At 45.3% G+C, this 19453-nt stretch carries 18 protein-coding genes and 1 other annotated feature; of the genes, 15 read left to right on the top strand and 3 right to left on the bottom strand.

The features are described from left to right. The first annotated feature begins 35 nt into the window (after positions 1-35). From resB to AC3WTJ_RS08885, 4 genes are read left to right on the top strand one after another with little or no spacing between them, the layout of a single operon-like run. Positions 36-1697: a cytochrome c biogenesis protein ResB gene (resB, locus tag AC3WTJ_RS08900; protein ID WP_492521490.1), complete on the top strand. Its 1662-nt coding sequence runs from the start codon at positions 36-38 to the stop codon at positions 1695-1697. Further along, on the top strand, positions 1694-2953 hold the full coding sequence (gene ccsA / locus AC3WTJ_RS08895) for a cytochrome c biogenesis protein CcsA (RefSeq protein ID WP_492521489.1): 1260 nt from the start codon (positions 1694-1696) through the stop codon (positions 2951-2953). Before resB ends, ccsA begins: the two co-directional genes overlap by 4 nt. A 39-nt stretch (positions 2954-2992) precedes the next feature. Beyond that, positions 2993-3706 carry a response regulator transcription factor gene (locus AC3WTJ_RS08890; RefSeq protein ID WP_127451191.1) on the top strand — a complete coding sequence of 238 codons (714 nt, stop codon included), beginning with the start codon at positions 2993-2995 and terminating at the stop codon, positions 3704-3706. Position 3707: 1 nt separating this feature from the next. Further along, positions 3708-5603 (top strand): HAMP domain-containing sensor histidine kinase, encoded by a 1896-nt coding sequence (locus tag AC3WTJ_RS08885; protein WP_492521488.1) that lies wholly within the window; start codon positions 3708-3710, stop codon positions 5601-5603. 125 nt (positions 5604-5728) lie between these two features. On the opposite strand, the gene serA is transcribed toward AC3WTJ_RS08885, so the two are convergent. Continuing rightward, positions 5729-7309: a phosphoglycerate dehydrogenase gene (serA, locus tag AC3WTJ_RS08880; RefSeq protein WP_157319972.1), complete on the bottom strand. Its 1581-nt coding sequence runs from the start codon at positions 7307-7309 to the stop codon at positions 5729-5731. A 73-nt stretch (positions 7310-7382) separates the two neighbouring features. Then, positions 7383-7615 (bottom strand) — a binding site (T-box leader). Positions 7616-7853: 238 nt separating this feature from the next. Here serA and AC3WTJ_RS08875 point away from each other — a divergent pair. Continuing rightward, complete coding sequence (locus AC3WTJ_RS08875) at positions 7854-8177, top strand: rhodanese-like domain-containing protein (RefSeq protein ID WP_492521487.1); 324 nt, start codon at positions 7854-7856, stop codon at positions 8175-8177. Between the two features lie 76 nt (positions 8178-8253). On the opposite strand, the gene AC3WTJ_RS08870 is transcribed toward AC3WTJ_RS08875, so the two are convergent. Then, complete coding sequence (locus AC3WTJ_RS08870; RefSeq protein ID WP_492521486.1) at positions 8254-9174, bottom strand: hypothetical protein; 921 nt, start codon at positions 9172-9174, stop codon at positions 8254-8256. Between the two features lie 89 nt (positions 9175-9263). On the opposite strand from AC3WTJ_RS08870, the gene AC3WTJ_RS08865 reads away from it, so the two are divergent. Together AC3WTJ_RS08865 and AC3WTJ_RS08860 are read left to right on the top strand one after the other, a co-directional pair. Then, a complete protein-coding gene (locus tag AC3WTJ_RS08865) occupies positions 9264-9875 on the top strand; it encodes a CPBP family intramembrane glutamic endopeptidase (protein WP_492521485.1) in 612 nt (203 codons plus the stop codon). A gap of 306 nt (positions 9876-10181) precedes the next feature. Then, on the top strand, positions 10182-11840 hold the full coding sequence (locus AC3WTJ_RS08860; protein ID WP_492521484.1) for a stalk domain-containing protein: 1659 nt from the start codon (positions 10182-10184) through the stop codon (positions 11838-11840). Positions 11841-11897: 57 nt separating this feature from the next. Here AC3WTJ_RS08860 and AC3WTJ_RS08855 read toward each other — a convergent pair whose 3' ends face one another. After that, a complete protein-coding gene (locus tag AC3WTJ_RS08855) occupies positions 11898-12755 on the bottom strand; it encodes a polysaccharide deacetylase family protein (protein WP_492521483.1) in 858 nt (285 codons plus the stop codon). Positions 12756-12920: 165 nt separating this feature from the next. Between AC3WTJ_RS08855 and AC3WTJ_RS08850 the strand changes: the two genes are divergently transcribed. The 8 genes from AC3WTJ_RS08850 to AC3WTJ_RS08815 all read left to right on the top strand — a co-directional run bounded on the left by AC3WTJ_RS08850 (position 12921) and on the right by AC3WTJ_RS08815 (position 19354). Continuing rightward, positions 12921-13265, top strand: coding sequence for a hypothetical protein (locus AC3WTJ_RS08850; RefSeq protein WP_127451205.1), 345 nt, complete (start codon positions 12921-12923; stop codon positions 13263-13265). A 246-nt stretch (positions 13266-13511) separates the two neighbouring features. Further along, positions 13512-14117 carry a genetic competence negative regulator gene (locus AC3WTJ_RS08845; RefSeq protein WP_127451207.1) on the top strand — a complete coding sequence of 202 codons (606 nt, stop codon included), beginning with the start codon at positions 13512-13514 and terminating at the stop codon, positions 14115-14117. A gap of 132 nt (positions 14118-14249) precedes the next feature. Beyond that, a complete protein-coding gene (locus AC3WTJ_RS08840) occupies positions 14250-15752 on the top strand; it encodes a DnaB-like helicase C-terminal domain-containing protein (protein ID WP_492521482.1) in 1503 nt (500 codons plus the stop codon). Positions 15753-15847: 95 nt separating this feature from the next. Continuing rightward, positions 15848-16543 (top strand): glutamic-type intramembrane protease PrsW, encoded by a 696-nt coding sequence (gene prsW / locus AC3WTJ_RS08835; protein ID WP_127451210.1) that lies wholly within the window; start codon positions 15848-15850, stop codon positions 16541-16543. Positions 16544-16613: 70 nt separating this feature from the next. Next, complete coding sequence (locus AC3WTJ_RS08830; RefSeq protein ID WP_164819461.1) at positions 16614-16769, top strand: hypothetical protein; 156 nt, start codon at positions 16614-16616, stop codon at positions 16767-16769. Between the two features lie 109 nt (positions 16770-16878). Continuing rightward, positions 16879-18252 (top strand): germination protein YpeB, encoded by a 1374-nt coding sequence (ypeB, locus tag AC3WTJ_RS08825; protein ID WP_181646561.1) that lies wholly within the window; start codon positions 16879-16881, stop codon positions 18250-18252. Positions 18253-18367: 115 nt separating this feature from the next. After that, positions 18368-19021 (top strand): flagellar brake protein, encoded by a 654-nt coding sequence (locus AC3WTJ_RS08820; protein ID WP_407872143.1) that lies wholly within the window; start codon positions 18368-18370, stop codon positions 19019-19021. 60 nt (positions 19022-19081) lie between these two features. After that, positions 19082-19354 carry a hypothetical protein gene (locus AC3WTJ_RS08815; protein WP_246068972.1) on the top strand — a complete coding sequence of 91 codons (273 nt, stop codon included), beginning with the start codon at positions 19082-19084 and terminating at the stop codon, positions 19352-19354. The last annotated feature ends 99 nt before the right edge of the window (positions 19355-19453 follow it).

Here is a 19453-nt window from a genome sequence, read left to right as displayed (position 1 = left end):
TTGAAGTGAATGCTTAGAGTTTTCAGGAGGTCATCATGTTCTACAACACCAAATGCGATTGTGGGCATCAGAACCCCACAGGAACTACGCTCTGTGAATCCTGCGGGAATCCGCTGATCGATACGGATGGCAGAGATATACTTGAAATGCGTTATGACGGTATGGCCCGCCGCTCGCAGAAATCGAACCCCTCAATTTTAGATAAAGTCTGGAATTTCTTCTCCTCGGTTAAAATAGCGGTATGGATTATTTTCATCACCTTGCTGGCTTCTGCCGTTGGCACGATATATCCGCAGGAAAACACGTTTTTGGATATGGACCCTGCGCAATATTATTCGGAAACGTACGGGAAACTGGGAACAATTTATCATTTTCTTGGCCTCTCGCACACATTCAGCTCATGGTGGTTCATCACCTTGCTATTTATGATCGGGACGTCGCTTGTCATCTGCAGTTTGGATCGTGTTTTGCCGCTCTACCGCGCATTATCCAAGCAGCAAATCCGCAAGCATCTCAATTTCTTGACCCGGCAAAAGGTGACCCTTGTGACCGACTTGCCGTCAGGTACAGATGAGGAAGCATGGACCGATAAGCTCGGCGTGATTTTACGCAAAAAAAATTACCGCATACATAAAGATGGAACGGCACTGCTTGCCGAGAAATACCGTTTCAGCCGTTGGGGCCCATACATTAACCATATTGGTCTTATTATTTTTCTGATCGGTGTTTTGATGAGAAGCATCCCGGGCTGGCATATGGATGAGTATATGGGTATTTTGGAAGGTGAAACCAAAGCCATCCCCCATACTTCTTATTTTATAAAAAATGAAAAATTTACGTTAGAGCTTTATGACGAAAAAGATTTGCCTGAAAGCATAAAGTCCAAGGGACAAATCGTTCCCAAAACGTATGAAACACAGGCTGTCTTGTATCACTGCTCGGCGAATTGTGACGATTCAACGAAAGAGCCTGTTTTAGAAGAAGTGCATAAAGCGAATATTCTCGTGAATCATCCTTTGGATTATAAAGGCTTGCAAGCGTATCAATTTGACTACAAAGCCACACCGCTCCTGATTTCAGTCAAGCCAACACTTAGCAATCCAGCAACAGGCGAAACGTATGGAAGTTTCGATCTTCCGATGAATAATCCGAAGGATGTTTATCAAGTTGGCCCTTATAAGCTGACTTTAAAAGGGTTCTTCCCTGAGTTTGGCCTAGAGAAAGGACAACCTATCTCCAAGTCGAATGAGCCGAAAGCCCCGGCATTTATTTTTAGCATCACAGGTCCGGGATTGGCGGCCAATGGTGAACCGTATTTGTATTTCCCAAGACAAATTGACAAAGAAACGTTCTCCCAAGATACGATTAACGGCGCGATTAGCCAGAAGCTAAAGATTGCCGTTGGGACTATGGAAGGCGTTCAGTTTGCCAACTATACGACTTACCTTAACATTCGTGTTGACAAAGCCATGCCTTATATCTGGGTAGGATCTGCGATCTTCATGATTGGGGTCATTATGGGCTTCTACTGGCAGCATCGCCGTATCTGGATTCGCATCGACCAAGGTAAACTTACACTCGGCGGACATACGAACAAAAACTGGTTCGGCTTACGCAATGAGGTTGCAGCAGCCTTAAAGAAAAATAATTTGGACATACTGCCGAAATCATTAGACAATGGAGGGAACCAGGGGTGAATGTCAATTCAGTCAGCAGCACCTTTTTACTTATCGCATTTTTCGTTTACCTGGCAGCATTTTTGCTTTTCGTCCTCTCGATTACCGGGAAAAAGTGGAGCAATCGTGATCCGGAACAGCATCAGAAACAGTGGGGCTTCGTAGCCTTCCTTACCTCTGTTGTCGGATTTGCTTGCCAAGTGACATTCTTTTTTACAAGATGGGCGGAAGGGAATCACATTCCGACTTCAAATATGTACGAATTCATGACCTTCCTCGGGATGATGATCATGTTCGCTTTCTTGATCGTGTATCTCATTTATCGAACGCCTGTACTTGGTGTTTTCGCATTGCCGATTGGTTTTATTATTATTGCGTATGCCTCTGTCTTCCCAAGCGAGGTTCAGCCTCTGATTCCGGCACTGCAAAGTTACTGGCTGAAGATCCATGTAACGACAGCGGCAACCGGTGAAGCCTTCTTCGGCGTCGGTTTTGCTGGCGGACTTATGTATCTTCTGCGTGCCGTGGACTTTAAAGGCACCACCCAAACAGATAAACGTGAACAAAGAGGCGTGGAGCTAACGCTCTTTTTTATCCTAATGCTAATCGCTTTTATTGCTTCTATTTTTACATTTAACGGTTCGGGCTATAAAGCTGTATTCTCCAAAGAAGTGACGGTTATGGATGCGCAAGGGCAGCAGCAAACGAGCATTCAAGAAGAGACTTTCGTACTGCCTCCGATCGTGAAGCCTTACAATACGAAGGTAGTTGAAATGAAGCCGTTCTTGGGCATGACGGAACCGCTGTTTACAGCACCGTCCTGGATGGAAGGCGCAAGTGCGGGGCGTAAGTTGAACACGGTGATTTGGTCCGTTCTTGGAGGTCTAGTTCTTTACTGGCTGGCTCGACTGATAGCCCGCAAACCGTTAGGGGCAGCTATTGGTCCTATCGTGAAAGGGATGGATCCTGAGGATCTCGATGAAATCAGTTATCGCGCTATTGCCATCGGTTATCCGATTTTCACATTGGGCGCATTGATTTTTGCGATGATTTGGGCTCAGGAAGCGTGGGGACGATTCTGGGGCTGGGATCCCAAAGAAGTATGGGCACTGATTACTTGGTTATTTTACGCCGTATTTTTACATCTTCGGTTGTCCAAAGGCTGGCAAGGCAAGAAATCAGCTTGGTTAACCGTTATCGGCTTTATCGTGGTTATGTTTACGTTAGTTGGGGTAAACCTTGTTATCGCTGGGCTGCACTCCTATGCAGGTGTATAAATCAAATCGAACTTAATTTAGATAAGGATGTGAAGCTCCATGGAAATGAAAGCTAGCATACTCGTTGTTGATGATGAAGAACGAATTCGGAGACTGCTCCGCATGTATTTAGAAAAAGAGGGCTATATCATTGAAGAAGCAGAGGACGGAGAGAACGCTCTGCGCATGGCGACTGAAACGGACTATGACCTTGTGCTTCTCGATGTCATGCTCCCTGGAATAGATGGAATTGAAGTGTGTGCGCGCCTTCGCCAGGTGAAATCTACGCCAGTCATCATGCTGACCGCCAAAGGGGAGGAAACGAACCGTGTCAGCGGATTTGAAGTGGGTGCGGACGACTATGTCGTGAAGCCGTTCTCTCCACGCGAAGTGATTTACCGGGTTAAAGCCATTTTGCGCCGTTCCTCAGCGACAGCTTATCTGTCTAAGGATGCAAGCTCAAGCAACAATATCGTGTTTCCAAACCTAATCATTGAACATGATGCCCATCGTGTAACGGCAGGTGGCCAGGAAGTGGCGTTGACGCCAAAAGAATACGAACTGCTGCATTATTTGGCTGTGTCACCGGATAAAGTGTTCTCACGTGAGGAGCTTTTGAAGGATGTTTGGAACTATGAATTTTTTGGAGATTTGCGGACGGTCGATACCCATGTGAAAAGACTCCGCGAAAAATTAAACAAAGTTTCCCCGGATGCAGCTGCGATGATTACGACCGTGTGGGGAGTAGGCTATAAGCTAGAGGTGCCTAAATAACGTGTTTATATTCAGAAGCGTCGTAGGTAAGCTTTGGTTGACCATCATTGGCCTAGTTGGGGTAGTACTGCTCATACTAGGTCTTTTTCTTGTCAATTATATGGAAAACTATTTCTCCCAAGCCAAGGATCAAACCGCCAATATCGAGAAGCTTGCTCGGAATTTCTCTGAAGAAGCCTCTCATCATATGTATAATGAACAGTTTTATCAGTTAAGCAATGAACTGCTAGGGTTTCAAGATGCGAAAATGCTGGTGATTTCCAAGGATATGAAGGAAATGACGTTGCCATCCACTCTAGGAAATACGTTAGGCGGTTTCCACGCCAGGGATCTGTACACGGATATTGAACTGCAGCGTGTATTTGCCGGTGAAACCATCGATAAATCAATTAACAAATCCAAAATTGGCCGTTTAAAAGCCGGTGAAGAGTATCTGGTTGTAGCTGTTCCGCTGAAAAATTTGCAGGGCAGCATCGCCGGAGCGACGATTATTTATCAATCCTTGCAATCTCTTGAAGCGACACAGTCCTACATGCTCAGATTGTTTATTTATGTGTCTATTGTTGGTTTTCTGATGACGACCTTTTTTGCTTTCTTCCTGTTTGCTAAAATTACAAGACCGCTTCAGCAGTTGAAAAAAGCGGCGGATTTCATCACCAGAGGAGAATACGGGACCAGAGTACCTATTATTTCCAAAGATGAAATCGGTGAATTGGCAAAGACGTTTAACCATATGGGAGAGAAAATGCAGGAAAGCATCCGTGAGCTTTCCCAAGAGAAAGAGCACTTGTCCAGCATTTTGCACAGTATGACCGATGCGGTCATCACCTTGGATGCGAATGGGTCTGTTATGCTGACGAATCCGCAAGGGGAGAAAATCGTGCAGGAGTGGAGCACCATCGAATGGTCGGAGGATGATGAGGAGACCAAACGCTACCGTAAGCCGGATACAGCGCTCGGTGATTGGGGATTGACCAGCTACAGCAATCCGTTCCTGGTTCCGATTCCCGTCCCGCTGATCCCGCTGTTTGAGGCGGTTGTGGATGAATCATCGGAAGCTGCAACAAAGCTCCATGTCCAGAACGGCGTATGGTCTGTAGCCATGACGCCCTTATACATGAGCGAGCAAAGCGAAGAGGTACGCGGCGCGGTAGCGGTTCTCCGTAATGTGACGGAGGAAGAGCTCCTCGACAAGCTGCGCAAAGATTTTGTGGCGAACGTCTCGCATGAGCTGCGTACGCCGATCTCGATGCTGCAGGGCTATAGTGAAGCCCTGCTGGATGATATCCCCACCACGCCGGAAGAGCGCATGGAGCTTGTGCAGGTCATCCACGACGAGTCGCTCCGCATGGGGCGCCTCGTCCGTGACCTGCTCGATCTGGCGAGGATGGAGGCCGGCCATCTCGAGCTGGTATTCAGGGAGGTCGAAGTCGACTCCCTGATCCGGCGCATGCACCGCAAATTTTCGGTGCTGGCCAAAGAGCGTGGCATCGCGCTAAGCATGGCGCTGCCGGATGAGCCCCTCATCCTCGAACGAGGGGATGAGGACAGGCTCGAGCAGGTGTTGACGAACCTGCTCGATAATGCTTTCCGGCATACGGCCTCAGGTGCCAATATTGCCGTGAAAGCGGAGCGGGCTAAGTATAAGAATAAGCCCGCAATTCGCATTGAGGTCTCCGACGAGGGGCAGGGGATACCTGCCAATGACCTGCCGTTCATCTTCGAACGGTTCTACAAAGCCGATAAAGCCCGTACGCGCGGTTCATCGGGAGGAACAGGCTTGGGTCTTGCCATCGTTAGAAATATTATAGAATCGCACTTCGGAATCGTTACAGCCCAAAGTGTGCTGGGGCAAGGAACAACGTTCACGATTTTACTGCCTTGTGAACCCAATTAATGTCACAAATTCGACACAAAAGAGGCGTTTGCTGTGAAAACTCACAGCAAACGCCTTTCATTTTGTAGAATATTCAGACAAAATCTTGTTGTTCGTGAAACACTTTGTACCTTTAAGCGAGTGGTTTATACTTTAAGCGCACGAACATTCACGATTTCGGCTTGGGTCGACAGTTCTGCCAACACTTCAGCAGGAGCCGATTTGTCGATTGTCAGAACCATGATAGCGGAACCGCCGATCACTTTACGGCCTACTTGCATCGTTGCAATGTTCACGTTGTTGCTTCCCAGAAGTGTTCCTACGCGACCGATGATCCCTGGTTTATCATTGTGGGAAATAAGCAGCAGGTTTCCTTCAGCAGAGAAGTCAACTGGATATTGATCAATACGCACGATACGTTCTCCGTAACCGGAAAGCAAAGTTCCAGCAAGCGTTTTTTCTTCTTGTTTCGTTTTTACGGTAACTGTTACAAGGTTTGTGAAAGAGCTGGATGTATTTGAAGTTTGAACAACGATGTTCACATCACGTGATTTAGCCAAGTGCATCGCGTTGACGATGTTGATGCCTTCCAATTGGTTCTCGAAAACACCTTTAACAATGTAACGAGTTAATTGGCTTGTATCCACATCAACGAGATCGCCTGCATAATTGACGACAATTTCATATACAGCGCCTTGTGCGATTTGACCCAGAATGGAACCGATCTTTTCGCCAAGTCCGAAGTAAGGTTGAAGTTTGTTCAAAACATTTGCCGGTACTGGCGGCAAGTTAACCGCATTTTTGAACGGCTCGTTGCGCAGGATATGAAGAACTTCTTCAGAAACGTCGATCGCCACGTTTTCTTGTGCTTCAATCGTAGAAGCACCAAGGTGAGGAGTGACGATTACTTTTGGATTGTTCAAGAACGGGTGATCCTTTTGCGGAGGTTCTACTTCGAATACATCAAAAGCAGCACCAGCTACGATCCCTTGATCGATAGCTTCAACCATCGCCATTTCATCAATAATTCCGCCGCGAGCACAGTTGATCAGGCGCATGCCCGGTTTCATGATCTCGAATTGAGGCTTGGAAATCAAGTGACGTGTTTCAGGTGTAAGTGGTGTATGAACCGTGATGAAGTCAGCTTTCGCTACGATTTCATTCACAGTGCCAAGCTTAACGCCCAGTTTCTCAGCGCGCTCTTCCGTCAAGAACGGATCATACCCGATAACTTCCATGCCGAATACTTTCGCGCGTTTTGCTACTTCGCTTCCGATACGCCCCATTCCGAGGATACCGAGTGTTTTATTGCGAAGCTCAACACCGATAAATTTGCGGTCCCATTCGCCGCCAACTGTTTTCTTATAGGCTTGTGGAATCATACGAGCTGTAGACATCATCATGGCAAAAGTAAGCTCGCAAGTTGCAATTGTATTGCCGTCTGGCGCATTGATAACAATAATACCGCGTTTTGTTGCAGCTTCGAGATCAATGTTGTCGACGCCTACACCAGCGCGGCCGATTACTTTTAATTTTGACCCCGCACTCATTATTTTCTCTGTTACTTTCGTTTGGCTGCGAACCAGGAGAGCATCATATTCGCCAATGATGGCAACGAGCTCATCTTCGGATAGACCCGTTTGTTTTACCACTTCAACGTCAGCTGCATCATAAAGCATTTGAATTCCCATGTCACTAATTGGATCGGATACTAGAACTTTGTACATCATTCGAACCTCCTTAGAATATGAACATAAAAAAAACTCCCAACCCTCCGGAACAGACACGGATGTCTATATCCAAAGGGACGAGAGATTGCTTTCGTGGTACCACCCTAGTTCGCTGCCCATTCGCATGAGAAGCCTCAATCGGTCTTTCGACCTGGAACTGTAACGTGTTCCTGTTCCGATTGCATCTACTTTCGTTCAATGCAATAACTCTGGAGTGCTCCGCAAAATGTTCGCTACCGATTCGCACCAACCATCGGCTCTCTGAAAACTACTTTACTTGCTTGGCTCCGTCAACGCTTTACTGTGATAGAATTTTCATTAGATTACCATGCTGTTGAAATCGTGTCAATACATGTCGAATCATTTTCATCAAATTCACATGAAAGCCATATTTGACAGCGATGCGAAAGCATTTTTGTTTATTTTAAAGCAAGGATCCTCAGAAAGCAATGGTATTTTTGCTTGAATTTTACTACGATTTTCGCTATTGTACTGGATAAATAGGTATTGCATTGCAGCAGGTAAGAAAGGAAGTGCTATAGTGGAGATTGCCAGTATTCACCCACAGAAGTTTGTTGAAGCATTGGTTCAACAGACATTGAAGGATAGCATCATTATCGATGTGAGGGAACCCCATGAATGGGATTATTATCATCTGGATGAAGCCAAGCTGATCCCAATGGGACAAATCCCCCATCGTTTAGGAGAACTGCCGGAAGATCAGGACATTTATCTCGTATGTGCACATGGCGTGCGCAGTTATCGGGTTGCTGAGTATTTGCAAGAGAACGGCATAGAGCGCGTTATTAATGTTGACGGTGGAATGGCAGCAGTTGGGATGCTTCGAGGATTTCAATACGACTGAGCCACATTATTGGCACCAAAAGGAGTTAAGCACCTTGAGGGCGCTTAACTCCTTTTTGCTCATGTTATGTATTCGTTTAAGTGACATCCGAGAAGAAAGGGAGTTGTGGCAGCGGTTCGTTCGCATACCATTTGGTTTTGCCTTTCACAAAATCGCCGGAGCGAACGGCATTCGTACTAAGCAGAAGGTCCATCGTTTGATTGACATCATTCACGTTCAGTTTCTTGGCTTCTCCGGAGGCGATAAATTCATCAATGCGAATCGTCAAATCCTGTGGGTAAAAAGGAGCAAACGATTTGTTTTTCAGCAATTTTGCTGTGATGTACAGATTTTTGACATTTAAGTTCATTGCACGCCATTGATCCAAGTTCGCATTATTGTTAGGGTCGAAGTTTTCAATATCAGGATCGATTGTGCCATTCCAAGCAACAATAGAATCAAAGTAATTTTTCTGAGACGTTAGCGCTTGTGTTTTGGCTTCTACGAAATAAGCATCTTTTTGAATAGCATCAAGCAGCTGAGGTCCGCTTAGCCCATTGGCTTTGCTTTGATACCCTTTCAACGTATCCGCAAAGAGCTTCAAGCTTTTGAGATATCCTTGATGGGATTGGACGAGCAGCGGCGAGGTAGCCGGCATATTTTTGCTTTGGAGGGCGGTATATTTCTCGTCAGCCAGCTTGCTCAATTCTTTGAGAACGGCCGAGGCATCGACGGTTGAATTGCCGGCTTCGATTTGACTCATTAATTCAAACCATTTATTCTGAAATTCCCTAAAGGGCAAAAAGATGGTATGGTAATAAGAAACGAGAACTTGTTGGTCGTAGGCTCCATATTCCTGAGCAACCGCTTTGTCAGCGTGCAATATTTTCTCGTATTTCTGATCCGATTTTTCCTGCCCGATTTTCAATCCGTAGAAGAAGGCGCCAAGGATACAAACAAGCATAAAGATAAACATGAGGGCAAATAAATAATCAGTGCGGGTAAGACGCTTATCCATAATCAAGCTCCTTATTCTCTCTTTTTCTTTTAACTTAGTATAGGTGAAATAGGTATAAAAGGGAATATGTGAGGAAAGAGGCTGCATCTATGAAAAAATTCGATTTTAAGAATATCCGCTTCGGAAAAGTCGATGTGAATGATCTCAATGACCGAACTTTACTGCTCAATCTGTACATAACCCAAGTGCTTACGCTTATTATCGGAATTATTATCATTTTATTTCAGAGCAATCATAACTTTATTTCCATGTTCACGATTCAGGGCGGTTGGAAAATTCCGATTTGGGGGACTTTATTTGCAATAGCCGTTCTTGGGATTGATATGTTAATCTCAAGGTGGGTGCCCAAAGAAGTGTCTGATGACGGCGGAATCAATGAGATGATTTTCGGACGGCGTCCGATCTGGCATATCGCGCTCATTTCATTTATTGTTGCGATTTGCGAAGAAGTGCTTTTTCGCGGAGCCATTCAGCATGCCTGGGGACCTTATTGGACCAGTATATTGTTCGCGGCGATCCATATCCGTTATTTGCAGCATTGGCTCATGACAGGGATGGTGTTTAGTATAAGCTACGGCCTCGGCTGGATTTACTTACAAACCGGGAGCCTCTGGACGCCAATCATTGCCCACTTTATCATTGACTTTGTCATGGGATGCATACTTCGTTTTGGTAAGGAGGAGGAAGAACAGAGCACATGAATGCAGAGGGAAAAATGCCTTCTCGTTCTCAACGAAGGACGATTGAAATGGAGGAAGATGACACCTATTTACCGCCGCGGAAAGCAGTGCATCCCTCTGAACGGGGAAAATGGACCCAAATTTTTTATGTTACATTGCTGTGGTTATTTGTAATTCTTGTCATCAGTTTAACGATTTGGGGGATTAGGAACTATTCGTAAAATCTGCCAGTTGAGTTAAGTTTGTGTTAAGCAAATAGAGAAGCTATGATAGATTCATAGCTTCTTTTTTTATGGGCTCATTTTGTCATGGGAGGATTTAGTTGCAATGAATGCGATTCAAGCGAGAAGAAAATGGACTGCTTCTGTCAAAATAATAGCTGCGCTTTTTGTTTTATTATCCAGTTTCATTTGGCCCTCAAAGCCGTCTTACGCGTTTTCCTATGGGTATTTGGCTTATCCGCAGGGAAATGTAGGCTTATTGAGACCGGATATCGGGGTTGATTTAGAGTTAAGTGAAGGGAAAACACCAGACAGCTATCATTTTTATCTCAATGATCAGGAAGTGCAAGCTACTTACAATCCTGTTTCTGTTAAATATGTATATCAACCAAAGGAAGATTTGGCACCTGGCACGTATTCAGCCCGTTTGTCTTTTAAATTTGACGGTTATGAGCCTGTTCAAATGAATTGGAGTTTTACCGTGGTACAAGGAGCTGCCACGCTATCTTCGGAGACAAGCCAGGAGCAGCAAGATGGCTTGCAAGCGATTAATGATTATCGGATCAAAATGGGCTTGCCCCAAGTAAAATTCAGTGATGCCCTGAATCTAGCGGCTCAGAAGCATGCGCAATATTTGTCGCAAAACAAAATCGATCCGATCAAAACGGCAGTTTCCCTGCATGATGAGGATCCGGCGCTGCCAGGCTATATCGGAAAGTCCTTAAGAGAACGCTCGCAATTTATCGGATACGCACGCGCGAGCAGCGAAGATGTTGCTTACAATCAGGTTTCGCTCGTTGAAGCTATTGATAGTTTGTTTGATGCGCCTTATCACCGAACGCCATTCATGGTGCCTGGTCTCACCGAAATTGGTGTTTATCGAGTAGGGGCCTATCATGTAATTGAATTTGGATTTTCAGATGGAGCAGCACCTGAACTCGTTGTTTCGCCAGGAAGCAACGACGTTTATGTGCCAACCGTCTTTGATGGACATGAAACGCCAGATCCGATTCGTATTCATGCTGAAGAGACCTATCCGGTCGGCTATCCGATCATGGCCTCAATCAATGGGCCGGACGTGAAGAGTGTGAGTTTGGACGAGGCGGAACTAAAGGATGAAAACGGCCGTGCTGTCAGCCTCTTGAAGAACGAACCAGGCACAGACGATCATTTGAGTACAGAGGTTATCTTGATGCCTTCTAAGCTGCTAACGTTGGATACGACCTATGAAGCGAAAGTTAAACTGACAGCAACAATGAAGGATGGCAGCACAAAGTCTTACGACAAGGAATGGACATTCCGCACAGAGCCGCGCGAAGGATTAGGTGTGCTAAAACTGCATAGTGATCCGGCTTCTTATGTCCTGCAAATGGGCAATTTCGGGCTTAATCGAAATCATACCGTTTCCTTCGCCTTGTCCGGCGATAAATATGTTCTGGACCTCATTCCATATACGATGAAACAGAAGCCTTATATTCAAGAGGGTACTTCGTTTCTATATATTCGAGATCTTGCCGCGGCACTTGGTGCAACGGTCGAGTGGGATGATAAGCTTAAGGCTGCGGTTTATAAGAAAAAAGACAAAACGATCATGTTCTATACGAACCGTGATGTGTATAGCTTGAACGGGGTGGAGCATCAAACCGGGGCCGCGGCCAAGTTGGTGAATGAAACAACGATGATCCCGGTTCGGCTATTGTCTGAAGCGCTTGGAGCGAAAGTCACCTATGTGGAAAGCTCGAAAACGGTCAATATCAGCTATTAACAGAAAAAGCTTTGCAAGCCCTTTGTGTTAGGAAAGAGGGCTGCAAAGCTTCTTTTTTTATCGCATTTCGAGCTCAATGGCATTGGGATCGACGAACGTATACCCTTTCTCCTCTAACTGCGTCAGGAGAGTGTCCAGGGCTTTGACCGTCCAAGGCAATTCATGCATCAGAATGTTGCTGCCGCCATGCAGCTGCTTCATGACATTCTCAATGACCTTGTTCGGATCGTTTTTTTGATTGGTCATTTCCCAATCCAATGAACCGTTTGACCAAGTCATATAGAGCATATGATTGGCTTTGATTTTGGCTTTCAAATAGTCATTGCCCGAACCGAATGGCGGACGGAAAAATTGCGGAGCTTGCCCCGTCAAGTCTGTAATCGCTTTTTGAACATCGTCCACTTGCTGATCAATTTTGGCATTCGGCATGTCTTTCATATTGTCATGGTCCCAGGCATGGTTGCCGATGACATTGCCGCTCTCATGGACGAGCTTAACGAGTTCGGGTTTTTGCTTAATCCGGTAGCCGTTAAAAAAGAAAATCGCCTTCGCGTTATGTTTTTTGAGAATATTGATTAACGATTGATTCATCTCTTGTTCTTTGGGTCCATCATCAAAAGTCAGGAGAATAATTTTCTTGTTTCCGTTAGGGTCATTGGGGACGATATCATAATTTTTGTTCATATGATAGTCCTTCTTCACTTCTTGCGGGACTGCTTTCGTTGGCTCCGGCGTAGGTGTGGGAGCCGGTGTTTGGGTAGGTGCCGCCGTGGGAGTAGGGCTAGCAGCAGTCGTGGCTGCCATTGTTGGTGTCGCACTGGCTGTGGAAACCGGGCTCTTGGCCGGTTGGCTTTCACTGCAGGCCGTTAGGAATATCATCATGCTGATCAACAGGACACTGGTTTTGTTAGTCATTTCTCGTTCTCCTCAGGCAAATTAACTTCTTATATCTCTCCTTATAGTACCACATTTCTTCCAGAACATATCTCCTTTGTTTTCCTCTTGTTTGGACGTATGCCCAATCTTCAACTCGCGCAACCTATGAAGGATTCATACTAAATTAACATGGAGGGAGACCCAATGAAAATAGGTACTTTCTTGTTAGGTGGCATTGCCGGAGCAGCGGCGGTCGTATATCTGAATCGCAAAAGTAAATCCATGTTGTTCTCCGCGTTCAGCTCATCCAGTGAATCGATGGGCAAGGTAGTGGATAAGGCGAAAGATACCTTTGCGAGCAAATCATTTGGCGATTCACCGGTCCGGAATTTCTCAAGTACAAGCACCAATTCGAGTGCTAACTCAAGCGCAAACTCAAGCGGAGGGCTCAGCCAGGTGGAAAAAATCGTGAAAGAAGATCCGCATTTGAGTGTAACGGTTAACGAAATTTTGCAAGCCAACAAAGAAAATACGTCGACAATTCAATAAATTCTCGCAGCAGGCACAGTCAGGCTAACCCACGGGGCCGGCTGTGCTTTTTCTTTTATACATAACTTGCGCGTGCAATTGGAATCAAATAGTGTTAACATGGTAGGTGAAAACGATAAAAGAATACTTGTCCAAATCTTACTCCAAGGTTCACATTTTTATTTTTTTATCATATTCTGTTTTAATAAGATGACCATGCTTTCGATGCAAGCTTTCCAATCGGAAGGCTCAAAGGAGGATCCTATCATGAAAATAGAACGCTTAAGTCAGGATAAGATACGGATTTTCCTAACATTCGATGACTTAACTGAACGCGGAATTCAAAAGGACGACATGTGGAGAGAAATCCCCAAAGTACACGAACTATTCAGTGAAATGATGGATCAAGCCTATTCAGAGCTCGGATTTGACCCGTCCGGACCTCTAGCTGTTGAGGTGTTTGCACTGCCAGCCCAGGGAATGGTTGTCATTGTAACAAGAGGCAAGCTTGATTTGTATGCGAATTCAGATTCGTATGATGATCATGAAGCTGAAGAAGTGTATGAGATGGAAGTAACGCTTGAACAAAGCGATTTAGTCTCCTATGCGTTCCGTGATTTTGAAGATCTGCTGCGTGTCTCCAAAGTAATCAATCCGCTTCTTATTGAAGGCGGTACCCTTTATTCCTACAAAGGGAAATATATTTTACAACTAGAACCTGTTGACCTTGAAGATACGAAGTACCAAGCGTTAATCGCGGTCCTGTCCGAATTCGGGGAAGCTGCTTCCGTAACACAAGCGGTGCTTGAAGAGTATGGGAAGACGATTATTGCCGATGACGCCGTGAAGGTGCTCTGTCAGCACTTTAAATAAAGGCCTTCCTCTTTTTCTTTTGTTGTTGAATGAAACAAGCATCTTCAAAAACAACCGTTTTTGTTGATGCTTTTTTTAATTGGATAGAAAGTGGTTTTGCATCCTTGTAAAGAGACGATGGGGGAGAAAATCATGACGAACTTAGAGCATAAACGCCTGGCGCCAACATTGGCAGCGGTTGATTTGGACAGTTTACTAAGCTATTACCAGAAACAGATGAGAGAAGAAGCCTATTTGTACTTGCAAAAAAGAGGCATCACCGAGGAGACCGCTCAATTATTCCGGATCGGTTTTGAAATCGGAAAAATTGGGTTCTACGTCGATCAGAATCAGCTAGGCGATTATTTTGAGCATCGAGTGATCCTGCCAATCCGTAATTACGACGGTGAGATTGTCGACTTAATCGGACGCTCGATTGACAATAAGGAACCGAAATACAAGGCTCTGTACGGAGTTGATCAATACCTTTTTAATTACTCCGCCTTGGAAGATTCCGATGAAGTTATTTTGTGCAGCGGCATTTTCGATGTGCTTTCTCTTACGCAGGCCAAAGTCCCGGCTGTTTGTGTGCCGGATTATGGGATATTCAAAGAACATCATCTCTCCCTTTTTACGGGAAAACGCGTCTATATTTGCATGGGGAACGATGAGTACGGACGGAGAGAGTCTACAAGGATTGAATCTGTTCTGAGAGAGCAGGGAAACGAAACTTACATTATCTCCTTACCTGAGACTATTCGCGACATCAATGATCTTTTCGTCAGAGCGCAGAACCCGGTTGAAGCTCTCCTGGGGCTCGTGAATCAATCTGTTGAGGAGGCTATGTTGGCTCCTGTAGCGCCGGATATTAAGAATAGTACGGTTTATTTGGAAGAATATATGAAAAGATTCCGCGGGCAAGTCGCCTCGATTCGAACGGGCTTTGATAAGCTGGACACGCTCCTATTCGGCGGATTTGGCAACGGTTTGTACCTTCTTGCAGGGTCAGGATCAATAGGCAAAAGCATGCTGCTGAAACAAATGGCTGATCATATCGCACTTGAAGAAACGCCGGTCATATTTGTTTCCTGGGACATGACGAATTTCGAATTGTGGTCCCGCAGCATTGCGCGGATTATCGGTGTAGCGCCGCAGAAAGTGCTTGGGGGAAAAATTGATCCCGAACAAGTGGCTGAGGCGAATAAGCAGTACGGCAAGATTAGTAAAATGCTTTGGATGCTTGAGTGTACGATGAGTACAACGCTGGATCAAGTAGCTGCAAATATTGAGCGAATCGCCGTGATCGTGGGCAAAGAACCCGTCATTTTCATTGATCATTTGCAACGAATTCCGATGGGCGAAGCCGCGGCGGCATTAACTTGGCAGCAGCAACAAGCGGCTATCGCGTTTACGCTTAAGCAATGGTCCCGCGAATGGGATTGCCCGATTATCGCAGCTACCGCACTGGAGTTAGGTCAAGATAACGTTCCAGACCGGGTGCAGGCTTCCGCCGATGTCGTGATGATCATGCAGCCTGTAGCATCGGATGTGGAGGGCCAACAGGCGATATCGCTGGCATTAACGAAGAACCGAAATGGCACAATAGGGAATATCCCTCTTGTTTTCCATAATGATTGCGCACTCTTTACGGAATAAATCATAGAAAAGTCATTTCAAAATGACTATAATGGAATATAAAATGACTGTACTGAGGGTACTTCATAACTTCTAGCATAAGGGGGAAGCCGCATTTGCAAATACTACCGATTGTTCTTGCAGCCGTAGCCCCAGGCCTCTCACTGCTTGCCTATTTTTATCTAAAAGATAAATACGAAACGGAACCTATTCATTTAGTTATCCGCATGTTCCTATTTGGTGTGCTGCTTGTATACCCGACTATGGTGCTTCAAAATGCTTTGGTTCAAGAATTTGGCGAGGGAACATTTATTTCATCGTTTCTCCTTTCCGGGGGCATTGAAGAGTTCATGAAATGGTTCGTTCTGTATCATCTGATCTTCAGACATGAAGCATTCGATGAACCCTATGACGGTATCGTATACGCGGTTGCGGTAAGCTTGGGTTACGCGACATTAGAAAATATCATTTACGCATTTTTAAATGCAGCATCCTTCTCCGCGCTAATGATCCGCGCATTGCTGCCGGTTTCGGCGCATGCGCTGTTCGGGGTTATGATGGGTTATTATTTGGGTAAAGCCAAATTCGTTCCTAACAAGGCCCAAAAGTACCTGTGGTTCTCACTTCTTCTGCCCATCTTCTGGCATGGATTGTTTGATTACATTTTGCTCTTTTTCAAATCCAACTGGATTTGGGTCATGATTCCGGTTATGACATTTCTATGGATTCGGACGATTTGGCGGGTTGACCGGGCGAATGCGCATTCCCCACTACGCGTCGCATCAGCAGATGAGAAGATTAAAATGAGTTAATTTGGGCAATACTGGACTGTATAGAACGCGATTCCTGGCTCATAGGCTCGGAAGCACCGGGAGGGTGTACATGTCCATAACACGAGTGAAAGTAAAGATCCGTTGTAGACAATGCGGGGAAAAGTTCGTGCTGAAAGGTAAAAGAGAAAAAGGTAAAATCGAAACGGGATTCAGGCAATGTATTTGCAGCAATGAGCATGACTTTGAAATAGAGACGGATGAATAACGGGAGGCCATTCTTTACGAATAGGCCTCTTTTTGTTGTCAATCTTGTATAAACCTGTCTATCCGCGCAAAAACTAAGCGCAAGTTTAGGGGATGAAAGGGGTATTCACGTGTATAAAAGATTGAGCATTGTCATGTTTCCATTTCTATTAGTTGCCTTAATCGGTGCATCGGTTTGGGGCTACTTGGAGCATCAGGAGAAAAATACGATTTTGATTAAAGCAGAGAACCAATATCAGCGTGCGTTCCATGATCTCTCCTTCCATATGGATAAGCTGCATACGGAGCTAGGGAACACACTTGCTGTTAATTCGACGGCGGAGCCATCATACCGCAAAGGACTTGTGAATGTATGGCGGTTGACCAGCCAGGCTCAAAGTGACATTACACAGCTTCCGCTAACCTTGCTGCCTTTCAACAAAACCGAGGACTTCTTAGCGAATATGGCAAATTATTCCTACCGGATGTCCGTCCGCGACATGACCAAGCAGCCGTTAACGGAAACGGAAATAAAAACGCTAAGTTCGCTTTACGATCATTCCGCTGAGATTACGAAGGAAATACGCGGGGTTCAGGACAAAGTAATGACGAACAATTTGCGTTGGATGGACGTGGAAATGGCCTTGGCTTCCGAAAATGAAGTGCATGATAATGCGATCATTGACGGTTTTTCCATCGTTGATAAAAAAGTTGGCGCCTACGAGGAGCTGAATTGGGGCCCTGGCAGTATGGGCATGCTTTCCCAGAAAAAAATAAGCATGCTGTCCGGCAATGATATGACGGCAGATCAAATTAAGCAAAAGGCAGCTCAATTCCTGGGGCAAGCCGACACGGCCAATATGCAAGTCGTAGAAAACGGCGGGAATACGCCTGAAAATCAGAGCTTTAGCGTTGTGGTTCCGAGCGGAACGAACGGCGCCGACAGTGCGCAAATGGATTATACGAAAAAAGGCGGACATTTGATTTATTTCATGAAGCCACGTGATGTCAAAGAGTCGAAGTTTGATCTTAGACAAGCCCGCGATATTGCGAATGAGTTCTTGGATCAGCATGAATATAAAGATATGAGTGCAGTCAGCTATGATCAATATCAAAACATTGCGAATATTATTTTCGCTAAACGTGAGAAGGATGTTACCATTTATCCGCAGCAAATCAGCGTTAAGGTTGCGCTGGACACGCTCGAAGTGATCGGACTCCAAGCGACGGATTATATTTATGGCCAAGTCCAGAGGAATATTGGACAACCCAAAATTACAGCGGCCGAAGCGCGGAAACAGCTTAGCCCTAATATGAAAGTGACGGGGGAATCTCTCGCTATCATCAAAAATGATCTGGATGAAGAGGTTCTCTGCCATGAATTTATCGGGAAAATGAACAATAATCTATATCGTGTTTTTATCAATGCTGATTTGGGAATGGAGGAAAAAATCGAGACGATTCGCCCGGATCAAGCACAAGCTGCGGCAAATAAAACAACATAAAGCCGAAAAAGAGAAGTGGGTTCGAGCAGATTCGAGCCCATCTTCTTTTTTTTGCTATTCAAATAAGAGCGTCGTGGTTATAATTGTGTCATCCTATGTTTCGGAGGTGCAGGGATTGCTGCCCAAGGTTAACCAAATTTTACATATACAAGTCAACAGTATTGATGATGAAGAATCCAGGATTGAATACAAAGCCAGAATCGCCGATGTAACGGATAACTCAATCTTGATAGAAATTCCTATGAATGAGCAGACAGGCCGTCTCAAGAAGCTGTATTATGGCGATGAGTTGAACACCTTCTATATTGCACAAGGCGGTGTGAAACATTACTTCACAACATCGGTTACCGGGTTTCGGGAAGACGTGTTACGGTTAGTCGAACTTCATAAGCCCGAACCGGAAGCTATTACGCAAGTCCAACGCCGAAGTTTTCTAAGGGTGCCGGCTGAACTGGAAATTGCGGTCAAAGTGTCTGACCAGATTCAATTTATCGGTGTGACGGACGATGTTGGCGGTGGCGGCATCTCGATGGAATATGACGGCCAAATTCCGCTTGGCATCAACACGATTATTTCTTGCTGGCTGCTCGTTCCTTACAAGAATGGCAACATCGAGCATATTCCATTTAACGGCGAAGTTGTGCGCGTCAAGCAATTGGAAACCGGCAAGCAGCTTGCCATGGTCCGATTTGTTGAAATTTTGGACAGGGAGCGCCAGAAACTGATTCGTTTTTGTTTTGAGCGCCAAATGGATTTCCGCAAAAGATAATAGTGGGATCTTTTGTGAAGTCAAAACTCTCTCAACTTGCAAGCATGAGAGTAGGCTCGTATGGGTATACTACCAGACAATATGCCTATTCGAGCAGGTGAGAAGCTCTTGTCCAACGATCGGGAAGCAAAGTCCTATGAGCAGTTGTTTATTCTCTTTTCTGCGAAAGTAGAAAAGGTCATTATTCGAACGACTCTCGTATGTTTTATCGTGCTTATTTGCGTGCAGTTATTGCTCCAAATTCCTTATGTACGCAAGCATTTTACACGGGTTGAACCTCTGGAAGGCAAGCCTTATATGCTGCCTCAAAATGCTAAGGGAGAGCGCTCTTAAGCAGGCTGGGTTGCAATCTATTATGCGTCCAAGTTTTGCATATACCTAGGTAGTGTGATATAATTTGAATCAATTAGCAGGCAGTGCCTGCTTTTTTGT

Source organism: Paenibacillus sp. FW101-FHT12H11 (assembly GCF_058790355.1).
This window is presented reverse-complemented; position numbering and strand designations above follow the sequence as displayed.

Coding starts and splice junctions, on each gene's coding strand:
- resB (WP_492521490.1), top strand. CDS start 36: ATGTTCTACAACACCAAATGCGATTGTGGGCATCAGAACCCCACAGGA.
- AC3WTJ_RS08890 (WP_127451191.1), top strand. CDS start 2,993: ATGGAAATGAAAGCTAGCATACTCGTTGTTGATGATGAAGAACGAATT.
- serA (WP_157319972.1), bottom strand. CDS start 7,309: ATGTACAAAGTTCTAGTATCCGATCCAATTAGTGACATGGGAATTCAA.
- AC3WTJ_RS08870 (WP_492521486.1), bottom strand. CDS start 9,174: ATGGATAAGCGTCTTACCCGCACTGATTATTTATTTGCCCTCATGTTT.
- AC3WTJ_RS08865 (WP_492521485.1), top strand. CDS start 9,264: ATGAAAAAATTCGATTTTAAGAATATCCGCTTCGGAAAAGTCGATGTG.
- AC3WTJ_RS08860 (WP_492521484.1), top strand. CDS start 10,182: ATGAATGCGATTCAAGCGAGAAGAAAATGGACTGCTTCTGTCAAAATA.
- AC3WTJ_RS08855 (WP_492521483.1), bottom strand. CDS start 12,755: ATGACTAACAAAACCAGTGTCCTGTTGATCAGCATGATGATATTCCTA.
- AC3WTJ_RS08850 (WP_127451205.1), top strand. CDS start 12,921: ATGAAAATAGGTACTTTCTTGTTAGGTGGCATTGCCGGAGCAGCGGCG.
- AC3WTJ_RS08845 (WP_127451207.1), top strand. CDS start 13,512: ATGAAAATAGAACGCTTAAGTCAGGATAAGATACGGATTTTCCTAACA.
- AC3WTJ_RS08840 (WP_492521482.1), top strand. CDS start 14,250: ATGACGAACTTAGAGCATAAACGCCTGGCGCCAACATTGGCAGCGGTT.
- AC3WTJ_RS08830 (WP_164819461.1), top strand. CDS start 16,614: ATGTCCATAACACGAGTGAAAGTAAAGATCCGTTGTAGACAATGCGGG.
- AC3WTJ_RS08815 (WP_246068972.1), top strand. CDS start 19,082: ATGGGTATACTACCAGACAATATGCCTATTCGAGCAGGTGAGAAGCTC.